At 50.7% G+C, this 13,569-nt stretch carries 3 protein-coding genes and 1 CRISPR repeat array; all 3 genes read right to left on the bottom strand.

The genetic code is table 11. The features are described 5' to 3' along the window. Nucleotides 1-77: 77 nt before the first annotated feature. Genes H6A13_RS11315 through H6A13_RS11325 form a run of 3 tightly spaced genes read right to left on the bottom strand, consistent with a single transcriptional unit; the run spans nt 78 to nt 1,528 of the window. Nucleotides 78-368, bottom strand: coding sequence for a hypothetical protein (locus H6A13_RS11315; RefSeq protein ID WP_204909673.1), 291 nt, complete (start codon nt 366-368; stop codon nt 78-80). 32 nt (nt 369-400) lie between these two features. Beyond that, a complete protein-coding gene (locus H6A13_RS11320; protein WP_204909674.1) occupies nt 401-799 on the bottom strand; it encodes an HIRAN domain-containing protein in 399 nt (132 codons plus the stop codon). Between the two features lie 6 nt (nt 800-805). Continuing rightward, nucleotides 806-1,528, bottom strand: a complete 723-nt coding sequence (locus H6A13_RS11325) for a coiled-coil domain-containing protein (RefSeq protein WP_204909675.1) — start codon at nt 1,526-1,528, stop codon at nt 806-808. Between the two features lie 292 nt (nt 1,529-1,820). Then, nucleotides 1,821-13,522: a CRISPR direct-repeat array (repeat unit 33 nt; unit sequence ATTTCTACTCACACGTCCCTCGCGGGACGTGAC). Nucleotides 13,523-13,569 lie beyond the last annotated feature (47 nt).

The following is a 13,569-nucleotide window of genomic DNA, read 5'->3' on the forward strand; positions in this document are numbered from 1 at the left end:
CACTTCATCTTATCCTTATCATAACTCCGATCTGGCTTTATTGAAATGTCCAGTTTTGTTTATGGCGTACAGGCCAGTTATTGCCGGCTGTTCGCCAGTTCGCTGATGGTATATTTTTCTCCACATCTGGGGCAGGTGTACGTGTAATAGTAATATTTCACCTTGTCATCCTTTACAGACGCAAGCTCCATCGTAAAAGTTCCCGGTATCTTGCCTTTTGTTGAGAAAAACTCCTTTTTCCGGATCAGCTTTTCTCCACATTTGGGGCATTTGGGCTTTTTGAAAAGGAAAAAATAAAATTCCTTGGGCGTAAATGAATAGCTGAATGCTGTGTGTTTCATAGAATCCCAATCCTGGTTGTGTTTCATGTAAATCCCTCCTTTAAATTCAAGACTCACTTCTATTCATGAAGAAAAATGTCAATGGAAATCTTCACCCATTTTCTTTTTTTCTCTTTTTCTGAAATCCTGCCGAAAAGAAGCTTGCCGGCATCCATCAACCGGGCAAAGATCACGTTATCCTGTCTGGGTACATAGCCAATCTTCACGCCGTCAGCGGTTTTGATCACAATCGCCTGGGCATCATACTGATTATCAGGCTCTCTGAAGAAATCCAGCCTGTCACCAGTTTGCAAATGCGGTTCTAATTCTTCCATGCCCTCAATATGCGAGGTCCCTGCCACATATGTATCAAATAAAAATATATCCCTTTCAAATGGTTTAGGGATGGATATTTCCCCATTCTTCCCGTGGAGCAGACTTACCAGCCCGCTTTTCCCCGCTTTATTCAGTTCATCCACTTACCGTCACCTCAGCATTTCTTCTATTTTTGTCCTGTAAAATGTAGCCAGCTCCTGATATTGCTCCAGAATCTTTTCCAATTCCTCCCGCCTGCGCTCCAGTTTCTCTGAATCCTCAAGGAACTCTTTCATAGTATAAGGATACTCTGTCTTAATCTTCTCAATTTCCTTTCTCACTCGTTCCAGGAGAGAATTTAACCTATCTTTTTCTTTTGAAAGCTTTACTGCCATATTTTCCTGATCCGTCAAAACCGGACCGCTGCCAACCATTTCATTGATGACCCTCATGGCTGGAAGATCACCATTTTTATACGCAGAAACCGCCTGATCAAATAGCCTCGCCTGCGCATCGGTGATTTCCGGATTCATGTCAGGATGCAGTGCTTTTACAACCTTGCGGTAAAGTATTTTTAATTCTCTGCTTTCCTCCTCAGACAACGGCTCCGCCTTGCTACGCTCCAATGCATCATTCATTTTGTCCATCTGCTCATCGAGACGTTTTTGGTATTCGAGAAATTCATGATCAAGCGCATCTTCAATGACCGAAAGGATCACCTTCTCCTGCCGGTTCTTTTTCGCCTGGATCAGTTCGACCTTTCGCTTCAATCGCAGGAAAGTGCATTCTGCTTCATACGCCTGATATTCAAGGCCTCCAATCTTCAGCATATATTCCATCTCAATATTTTTGCAGATAACGAACCGGAGCTCGTCCCGCTCCAGCACAAGCATAGATAACTCTGTCCGAAGTTTCTCGATTTCCTCTTTGAGCTTTTGGAAATCGGGGAAAGGGATGATTATGGGGGTGTGGCTCGTAGGCATAATGGCTCCTTTCTAAAAAATTAATCTTATATCGCTACAAGTAATAATATTTTATTTAGAATTCCTTACATCCTGGGCATCATAAATCAAATAAATTTTTTCTTGCATAAAATCCACCACCGCTTACAGAAGTGTTTTCTACTCGCACGTTCCTCATGGGACATGCCCCAAAACTGGCGCCAATCGCAACCACCAGTGTCTGATTTCAACTCATGCGTCCCTCGCGGAACGTGACAGAAACAACTTTTCTGTCCTTGGAAACGATTATCATTTCTACTCACACGTCCCTCGCGGGACGTGACAATTTCAAAATTTCGGGATATAATTAGCGCAAGGATTTCTACTCACACGTCCCTCGCGGGACGTGACGATCTGCTGTGCGAAGTTTCCAAACTGTGATTGATTTCTACTCACACGTCCCTCGCGGGACGTGACTTATTGGACGACCGGATCAGATATGAGCTTTTTGATTTCTACTCACACGTCCCTCGCGGGACGTGACTGTTTCGTTCTTTTTCCATTTAGTAAAACAATCAATTTCTACTCACACGTCCCTCGCGGGACGTGACCCAAACGGCAAAGAGAGAACCCATCGCCAATGCGATTTCTACTCACACGTCCCTCGCGGGACGTGACGGCTGGGAGGGTACTTATATGGAAGAACAAAAACATTTCTACTCACACGTCCCTCGCGGGACGTGACGGGAAGAAAGCTGCTGAAGATGTACGGGAATATCAGATTTCTACTCACACGTCCCTCGCGGGACGTGACGGAACTGGCAGAACCTCTTTCGACGATTACCACAATTTCTACTCACACGTCCCTCGCGGGACGTGACAAGAAGCTGGTTACAATACAACAAGGCTTAGAATTTTCTACTCACACGTCCCTCGCGGGACGTGACCATTAGTCTGTAACTTTTCGTATCCATAACATCAATTTCTACTCACACGTCCCTCGCGGGACGTGACAGGGAGGAAGGGCAAAAGCATATCCTCACATAAATTTCTACTCACACGTCCCTCGCGGGACGTGACGACATAGGATTTTTGCCGATTCTACCTCGGTCTCTATTTCTACTCACACGTCCCTCGCGGGACGTGACACTCTTCCGGCGTTGTTCCAAACCAGAATGTACCATTTCTACTCACACGTCCCTCGCGGGACGTGACAGTTGTCTGCGGTTTCTGTGCCAGCAGTTTTCCATTTCTACTCACACGTCCCTCGCGGGACGTGACGCTATCGCCGGTTCTCGGAATCATAGGGAAACTATTTCTACTCACACGTCCCTCGCGGGACGTGACTTATTTCTCTTTCAGAAAGAGATGTTTCGTCTGAATTTCTACTCACACGTCCCTCGCGGGACGTGACTCCTCTAAGGTGCTGTGACGGGATGAACACAGGTATTTCTACTCACACGTTCCTCGCGGGACGTGACGTCAGCCATCTGTAACCCGGTGTTTGCACTTGTTCCATTTCTACTCACACGTCCCTCGCGGGACGTGACAATATGTTCTTTCACCATAACCACTGCTACTTTGTATTTCTACTCACACGTCCCTCGCGGGACGTGACCATTGTCCGGCAACTCAATCACGGCCATAAACCTATTTCTACTCACACGTCCCTCGCGGGACGTGACAAGAAAACAAACAAATACGGAGAGCCTACAGATGATTTCTACTCACACGTCCCTCGCGGGACGTGACGGAGCAGCTGCACCTCTGGCTGTTGCAATCGGTATTTCTACTCACACGTCCCTCGCGGGACGTGACGGCATCAAGATTTGTCGCTACGTGTGCGCTATCATTATTTCTACTCACACGTCCCTCGCGGGACGTGACTCTTTGCACGCCAACCAATGTTGTACCAATCCGATTTCTACTCACACGTCCCTCGCGGGACGTGACGCGCATGACAATCCGGAACTGGTCTCCATTGTCATTTCTACTCACACGTCCCTCGCGGGACGTGACATATACGGGTCTTCGTTTGACTCTTCCTTTAACCAATTTCTACTCACACGTCCCTCGCGGGACGTGACCTTCCCTTGACCTCGGCCCTAGTCCATTAATCTCATTTCTACTCACACGTCCCTCGCGGGACGTGACTAAGATTTTTCCGGCTGTCGAGGCGTACATTAACATTTCTACTCACACGTCCCTCGCGGGACGTGACCCATTCCCTTGTATGTTTGTTTTGTATGTTGGTATTTCTACTCACACGTCCCTCGCGGGACGTGACTTCCTTCCTCTGCAAAACGGATTGCCCTGTTAAATTTCTACTCACACGTCCCTCGCGGGACGTGACAAAGTTTTACCGGAAGAATGAAGCAGATGTTATGATTTCTACTCACACGTCCCTCGCGGGACGTGACGCAATGCTCGAAGCATATGACAACGGAGAGTTTGATTTCTACTCACACGTCCCTCGCGGGACGTGACCAAGCCCAGTATGCGGCTATGTTAGCAGGGCAGGATTTCTACTCACACGTCCCTCGCGGGACGTGACGTATGCGGTCTATGTCCTGAAGCCGGATCCCGTCATTTCTACTCACACGTCCCTCGCGGGACGTGACCCCGGCACCGGAAGAAGAGGACGAGGATGACTGGGATTTCTACTCACACGTCCCTCGCGGGACGTGACAGGAATCCCACAAACGCCAGACAAATCATTGACATTTCTACTCACACGTCCCTCGCGGGACGTGACATCAGCGTATCTTTCTTTCTGTTCTTGCATTTTCCAATTTCTACTCACACGTCCCTCGCGGGACGTGACGGTTTTCCAATTCCATATCACAGGTTTACAAGAATTTCTACTCACACGTCCCTCGCGGGACGTGACGATGCGAGAGAATCGAGTGCTTGGTGAGCAATTCTTATTTCTACTCACACGTCCCTCGCGGGACGTGACCACGTATGGATGCTACGACGAAGGCCTTTATAATTTCTACTCACACGTCCCTCGCGGGACGTGACTATGACGAGAAATCAGTGAAACTGATGAACTTGATTTCTACTCACACGTCCCTCGCGGGACGTGACCGATCACGGCGGTATATACTTTTTGACTCGTGAAATTTCTACTCACACGTCCCTCGCGGGACGTGACGACGCAGGACGGTTACTGTACGCTACAGATTTTATTTCTACTCACACGTCCCTCGCGGGACGTGACTATTCTCTCCCTCCTACAAAAACATTTTGAACAATTTCTACTCACACGTCCCTCGCGGGACGTGACTGCGAGTCGGGCAGTGCAAATGCATATGCAGACAGATTTCTACTCACACGTCCCTCGCGGGACGTGACGATGATGGGATATCTGGTATGCATGTTGAGAAATTTCTACTCACACGTCCCTCGCGGGACGTGACGTAACTCCAGCCGTAATTTGCGCCTGCTTTCCAAAATTTCTACTCACACGTCCCTCGCGGGACGTGACGCAGGGCAGTGACCGCAACGTTTCCTGCTATCCGGATTTCTACTCACACGTCCCTCGCGGGACGTGACGTCATCAACACATATGAGTCCGTCTCGATTACAATTTCTACTCACACGTCCCTCGCGGGACGTGACTTTGATAATTCAGAAAAGAAATACACAATGCCAAATTTCTACTCACACGTCCCTCGCGGGACGTGACCAGCTTTCCTCCATAGCTTTGATGTCAAAACCAAAAATTTCTACTCACACGTCCCTCGCGGGACGTGACATGTACAGTTCATCCAGGACAACACCGTATTCCGTGGAATTTCTACTCACACGTCCCTCGCGGGACGTGACGGCTGCTGAGGTTGATCCTCCTGCTCCGGATCAATTTCTACTCACACGTCCCTCGCGGGACGTGACGGAATCAACCGGTACTACACGGCGATGCAAGCCATTTCTACTCACACGTCCCTCGCGGGACGTGACAACGACAGCCAGGCTTCGGGGCAATCTACTTACTCATTTCTACTCACACGTCCCTCGCGGGACGTGACGCAGAACTGGACAATAGACAACCGAACACTCTGGATTTCTACTCACACGTCCCTCGCGGGACGTGACGAAAAGCCGGATGGCCGGAAAAGAGAACAGTGTTATTTCTACTCACACGTCCCTCGCGGGACGTGACCGCTTGGCAACTGATTATATCGCTTAGACATATATATTTCTACTCACACGTCCCTCGCGGGACGTGACGTCCTATCTGCCATCGTTTCAACCCATCCAACCAATTTCTACTCACACGTCCCTCGCGGGACGTGACAGTTCTACAGGCGGCTATGGATGCTAACACGGCAATTTCTACTCACACGTCCCTCGCGGGACGTGACCGGAATCTAAGAAAGGAGAGAAACAATTGATAAAATTTCTACTCACACGTCCCTCGCGGGACGTGACACATAGATTGTACCATCGATTTATTTAACTTTGCAATTTCTACTCACACGTCCCTCGCGGGACGTGACGTTTTCTCTATCCCTACATCTGGCAATGTATATATTTCTACTCACACGTCCCTCGCGGGACGTGACTTCTTCTTTCTGTTCTTCTACCTTTGGAATTGGATTTCTACTCACACGTCCCTCGCGGGACGTGACTGAAAGCACTGCGAAACATGGGGTACTTGCCATATTTCTACTCACACGTCCCTCGCGGGACGTGACCTTGTGATTACGGATCAACCACGGCAGGAAGTGATTTCTACTCACACGTCCCTCGCGGGACGTGACTACATAACCGCCTGCAGGACGAACCAGTACAAGGATTTCTACTCACACGTCCCTCGCGGGACGTGACTAGTCTCGCAATGGCCCTTCGTCCGGTCTGGAGATTTCTACTCACACGTCCCTCGCGGGACGTGACTATCAATGAGAGAGTGGGCGGTAACTACGGCTTGGATTTCTACTCACACGTCCCTCGCGGGACGTGACGCGTCCGGGTTCGCCGCCAATGCGCGTATAAAAAATTTCTACTCACACGTCCCTCGCGGGACGTGACAGCAAAACGACACGGGCAATCCTACATCATGCAGATTTCTACTCACACGTCCCTCGCGGGACGTGACCCCGAGAAAACAGGAAAAAGCCAAGGCTTATGCATTTCTACTCACACGTCCCTCGCGGGACGTGACTGCTCATACACAGAACCTTTGCCAGTTTCCCGACATTTCTACTCACACGTCCCTCGCGGGACGTGACCAGAGAATTTTAACCGTGGACTATATCCGAATGTATTTCTACTCACACGTCCCTCGCGGGACGTGACTCTGTGGTGGGAAAGCGATCCTGAAACGTGACAATTTCTACTCACACGTCCCTCGCGGGACGTGACGTAACAGCACTCCAGAAATGGGCGAATAAGCGATATTTCTACTCACACGTCCCTCGCGGGACGTGACGGGAAGAAAGCGAGGAATGATGATGGATGCAGTAATTTCTACTCACACGTCCCTCGCGGGACGTGACGAACGACATTAAGAGCAGCACACGAACTTGAAAGATTTCTACTCACACGTCCCTCGCGGGACGTGACGCCCGGAATATTTGCTTCCGGACATCATGATATCATTTCTACTCACACGTCCCTCGCGGGACGTGACCCGCGTTGCCGTAGGTGTATGCATAGACGAAGGCGATTTCTACTCACACGTCCCTCGCGGGACGTGACAGTTTTGCGTCACAATACTTTTCGGAACCGTTACATTTCTACTCACACGTCCCTCGCGGGACGTGACGCAGATCCCATGCTTTCTTGGTCAAAATTACCCTCATTTCTACTCACACGTCCCTCGCGGGACGTGACTTGACAGAATTTTTGATAAAACCGGTAAGGAAATATTTCTACTCACACGTCCCTCGCGGGACGTGACTGGCTACAAAGAAAATATGCGACATGTGCGGAAATTTCTACTCACACGTCCCTCGCGGGACGTGACCAGTCAACAAAACATCATCGTTTGTGTTGATAACATTTCTACTCACACGTCCCTCGCGGGACGTGACGGAATTGGATTTGTGGGGGCTGTACACGAAGAAATTTCTACTCACACGTCCCTCGCGGGACGTGACCATCGGAAAACGCCCATCCGGACGCTTCTCCGTCCATTTCTACTCACACGTCCCTCGCGGGACGTGACCTTTTAGGGCGTAGATTGCAGAATCAATGCAATCATTTCTACTCACACGTCCCTCGCGGGACGTGACCACTGGGAGTTTTGATTTTTCTCCCAATCTAAGCAATTTCTACTCACACGTCCCTCGCGGGACGTGACGCGCAGAAACAGGATGTTCGAGCGATTCTGTTTGATTTCTACTCACACGTCCCTCGCGGGACGTGACGAGAACGAAAAAATATTAGGTCTGACGGTTTTAATTTCTACTCACACGTCCCTCGCGGGACGTGACTATCGTAATCAGTGCTATTTTCTTCTACGATGACATTTCTACTCACACGTCCCTCGCGGGACGTGACTATCGGATAGCGAAATTGCCACACCGGATGAAAAATTTCTACTCACACGTCCCTCGCGGGACGTGACTGGAAAGCTGTTGTTGTAGATGGAGAAAAAGTGAATTTCTACTCACACGTCCCTCGCGGGACGTGACAGTCAACAAAACATCATTGTTTGTGTTGATAACATTTCTACTCACACGTCCCTCGCGGGACGTGACTTCTGTTCGACAACTACACGGTTATTATCAATGAATTTCTACTCACACGTCCCTCGCGGGACGTGACCAGCATGGTGGATTTGGAACACACCGAGGAATACAATTTCTACTCACACGTCCCTCGCGGGACGTGACACTTCTTCCGCTACTGTTTACACTGTCAAGAGCGATTTCTACTCACACGTCCCTCGCGGGACGTGACGCTATGTCGGAATCCGGCGAGTGCGACAGCTACGAAATTTCTACTCACACGTCCCTCGCGGGACGTGACCACCGTCCTCACAGTAATCATCAATACATTTCGCATTTCTACTCACACGTCCCTCGCGGGACGTGACGTATACGTCCTGCCATGAGTCCGGTTTATTCAAAATTTCTACTCACACGTCCCTCGCGGGACGTGACTGGTAGACCGTTCTCCCCCTCTTCCACCGGAATAATTTCTACTCACACGTCCCTCGCGGGACGTGACTTTGACCGGCACATATGACCCGTGCGATCCACAACATTTCTACTCACACGTCCCTCGCGGGACGTGACCTTTTTATCTTCTTTTTTCATCATCTTTGAACAAATTTCTACTCACACGTCCCTCGCGGGACGTGACATGAAATCCGCTCGATTGTAGAAAATTTTGTGGAATTTCTACTCACACGTCCCTCGCGGGACGTGACAACGGGTTGTCCGTAGCACGTGGAAATGGTGTAAATTTCTACTCACACGTCCCTCGCGGGACGTGACGGTATACGTCCTGCCATGAGTCCGGTTTATTCAAAATTTCTACTCACACGTCCCTCGCGGGACGTGACCACATGTCTGCAAAATGTAGGATTAAATACAGCGATTTCTACTCACACGTCCCTCGCGGGACGTGACATTTACGATGATGAGATTGGCCAGTGGGTCAGCATTTCTACTCACACGTCCCTCGCGGGACGTGACTTTGCCACCACATCACCGGTAGCGGTGAATGTGATATTTCTACTCACACGTCCCTCGCGGGACGTGACAAAATAATTTTTGTAACCACACCCCTGCGCAATATTTCTACTCACACGTCCCTCGCGGGACGTGACCCGTGGGTTGACTCCGAGAACATCAACAAATACGCAATTTCTACTCACACGTCCCTCGCGGGACGTGACCGGTCTGGAAGTCCGATACGGAAAAAACATGCAGGATTTCTACTCACACGTCCCTCGCGGGACGTGACAATACGATTTCGATGATAACGACCATCATCAACGATTTCTACTCACACGTCCCTCGCGGGACGTGACCACAAGATGCGGTTCTCTGGTTCGTTCAGGTCAATTTCTACTCACACGTCCCTCGCGGGACGTGACAGGTTTCTCGATACGCAGTCTGCCAAACTGTTCAATTTCTACTCACACGTCCCTCGCGGGACGTGACTTGCATGGAGAGAACTTGCGCCATATAACCAGGAATTTCTACTCACACGTCCCTCGCGGGACGTGACATTTTGAAAACGGGACGAACGCCATCCGTGTACATTTCTACTCACACGTCCCTCGCGGGACGTGACACGAAAGAAACTCACAAACCTCCTCAAATCAAAATTTCTACTCACACGTCCCTCGCGGGACGTGACTTCAGCTATCGTTTCTTTTCTCTTGGCGATATACAATTTCTACTCACACGTCCCTCGCGGGACGTGACTTTGCGATTTCCGAAACACGCTCGCTGTCAATTCCATTTCTACTCACACGTCCCTCGCGGGACGTGACCAGAACGGCCTCGTGAAAGGCTGGAACATGACCGATTTCTACTCACACGTCCCTCGCGGGACGTGACTAGAAAGGTGGTCAACTGAACACCCGAAAAAAACATTTCTACTCACACGTCCCTCGCGGGACGTGACTGGTACTTAAAATCCCCATACAGTCCATTGTGCCAATTTCTACTCACACGTCCCTCGCGGGACGTGACGCAGCCACATCCGACTCCTACGCCTCCATCGTTATTTCTACTCACACGTCCCTCGCGGGACGTGACCCAAGCTCCCGGTTATACATCAAGATGTTATTTTGCATTTCTACTCACACGTCCCTCGCGGGACGTGACCTTCGCCTGTTCCAGACCTTCGGTGTGCATCAGGATTTCTACTCACACGTCCCTCGCGGGACGTGACCCCCGGAGCCGTAAAGCCCCGGGGATTTGGATAATTTCTACTCACACGTCCCTCGCGGGACGTGACTCTGCTCAATCTGGCGACTAAGCATGATCTGTCTATTTCTACTCACACGTCCCTCGCGGGACGTGACGAAAAAATACGGCACGACCTACCAGAATCTTGCTATTTCTACTCACACGTCCCTCGCGGGACGTGACGGAGAAAAACATGAGTGAAATTATTAAATCATATAATTTCTACTCACACGTCCCTCGCGGGACGTGACTGATGACAATCGGAATATTATCGCACTTGCGATAATTTCTACTCACACGTCCCTCGCGGGACGTGACCATATTCCAACGATCGCAGAGAGCGCACTTAATCATTTCTACTCACACGTCCCTCGCGGGACGTGACTTCGCTCTTCGATTACGGTAAAAACCTTACCACAATTTCTACTCACACGTCCCTCGCGGGACGTGACGCGGCGGCCGTCCAGTCAGGTGCAGAATGGTTCATTTCTACTCACACGTCCCTCGCGGGACGTGACCGGACGGATTGCGAGGAGAAGGATGCTGTTGCGGATTTCTACTCACACGTCCCTCGCGGGACGTGACAATCTGATTGTGCGTTGCCATGCTCACACTTATATTTCTACTCACACGTCCCTCGCGGGACGTGACCTCGCAATCCGTCCGCTTTGACCTGAACGATCCGATTTCTACTCACACGTCCCTCGCGGGACGTGACAATCTGAGTTACCCGGAACCGGTCATAACATGTATTTCTACTCACACGTCCCTCGCGGGACGTGACAAGAGAGGACGTAAAAGCGTTCTTGACAAATCTTAGATTTCTACTCACACGTCCCTCGCGGGACGTGACTCTTTTATTCATGTTTCTGCTCCTTTCCAAACCATTTCTACTCACACGTCCCTCGCGGGACGTGACTACACAGCGCTTTTCCGTCTCTTGCGTTTGGTGGATTTCTACTCACACGTCCCTCGCGGGACGTGACACTGTATGGGGATTTTAAGTACCAGATCCAGGGGAATTTCTACTCACACGTCCCTCGCGGGACGTGACTTACATAACCGCCTGCAGGACGAACCAATACAAGGATTTCTACTCACACGTCCCTCGCGGGACGTGACAAAGCAGCCACATCCGACTCCTACGCCTCCATCGTTATTTCTACTCACACGTCCCTCGCGGGACGTGACTCGTGTCGGTCTGTATCGCCTTGTCTACCCGGAAATTTCTACTCACACGTCCCTCGCGGGACGTGACGCCCGGAATATTTGCTTCCGGACATCATGGTATCATTTCTACTCACACGTCCCTCGCGGGACGTGACCCCGCCGGGATGGTGAAAGAGTTAGGCGTCACGGATTTCTACTCACACGTCCCTCGCGGGACGTGACTACCGCAAGGTCGGAACCGTGGAAGAGTGTCGGGATTTCTACTCACACGTCCCTCGCGGGACGTGACTTGGTGTGGCATCATTAATTTTTGCATAACCGCTATTTCTACTCACACGTCCCTCGCGGGACGTGACTGAACCGCGTAAGGGTTAGAACGCTGACCGGTGATTTCTACTCACACGTCCCTCGCGGGACGTGACACTTCCTGCACCGGGGTTTCTGGCGGTGTAGGAGAATTTCTACTCACACGTCCCTCGCGGGACGTGACGTCATCAGCTCGTCCTCTGAAAACCCATCAGCCATTTCTACTCACACGTCCCTCGCGGGACGTGACGACGCGGTTACTGTAAATTTCCCTGTTAAATTTGAATTTCTACTCACACGTCCCTCGCGGGACGTGACCGCCTTATTTTTAATATTATTGATTTTGATATTATATTTCTACTCACACGTCCCTCGCGGGACGTGACTTACCGGAACCCGGTGCGGTTATTGACGACAGCGATTTCTACTCACACGTCCCTCGCGGGACGTGACTCTCATTACAATGCGGTATTGTCTCCCATCTTCCAATTTCTACTCACACGTCCCTCGCGGGACGTGACCCTCGCCGTGGACGTGATGCAGGGTGTATACGGAATTTCTACTCACACGTCCCTCGCGGGACGTGACCTTTGTCTCCTGCGTGGAATAACCTAGGTTTTTCATTTCTACTCACACGTCCCTCGCGGGACGTGACCTGTTCCGGCCTGTGATTTCACATCGAGAGAGCCATTTCTACTCACACGTCCCTCGCGGGACGTGACTGGGATGCCGAAAAGAAACTGTGGGTGTCCAAAGATTTCTACTCACACGTCCCTCGCGGGACGTGACAGATATTCAAAGCAAAGATTATTCGGATGCGGAAATTTCTACTCACACGTCCCTCGCGGGACGTGACGGCTCGCGCAGGAAGGTCTTGTTGATCTGATCGACATTTCTACTCACACGTCCCTCGCGGGACGTGACTGTCGCAAAATCAAATCTTGTGGCAGCCATAAACATTTCTACTCACACGTCCCTCGCGGGACGTGACGAAATCTGCGTAGCAGAAGTGGACGCATCTAAAATTTCTACTCACACGTCCCTCGCGGGACGTGACAGCCGTGTAGTATCGTGTGATACCGATATCCCCAATTTCTACTCACACGTCCCTCGCGGGACGTGACGCATCTGGGACTACAAGGTCTTGCTAAACGGCAAGATTTCTACTCACACGTCCCTCGCGGGACGTGACTGGAATCTCGACACGGGCAACATGCAGATGACGGATTTCTACTCACACGTCCCTCGCGGGACGTGACGCTTCGCTTCGCTTAGCCTCCTTTCGATCCCATCATTTCTACTCACACGTCCCTCGCGGGACGTGACCTCGTGAAATCAAATGAAGCGCAGGCAAAATACATTTCTACTCACACGTCCCTCGCGGGACGTGACGACATCCGGGAGAAAAGGGTAATTGATTTTTCGGATTTCTACTCACACGTCCCTCGCGGGACGTGACGGTGTCAAGCTGTGTCAGATCCCCGATCTTCCCACTATTTCTACTCACACGTCCCTCGCGGGACGTGACTTTATAAAAATGGTCTGCATCATCCGAAAACCGATTTCTACTCACACGTCCCTCGCGGGACGTGACCGCTACATCTTGTATAAACAAGCAGTCACGCACAGCATATCTAGGGA

Source organism: Mordavella massiliensis, from assembly GCF_016902415.1.
GTDB classification, from domain to species: Bacteria; Bacillota; Clostridia; order Lachnospirales; family Lachnospiraceae; genus Merdimonas; species Merdimonas faecigallinarum.

Coding starts and splice junctions, on each gene's coding strand:
- H6A13_RS11315 (WP_204909673.1), bottom strand. CDS start 368: ATGAAACACAACCAGGATTGGGATTCTATGAAACACACAGCATTCAGC.
- H6A13_RS11325 (WP_204909675.1), bottom strand. CDS start 1,528: ATGCTTGTGCTGGAGCGGGACGAGCTCCGGTTCGTTATCTGCAAAAAT.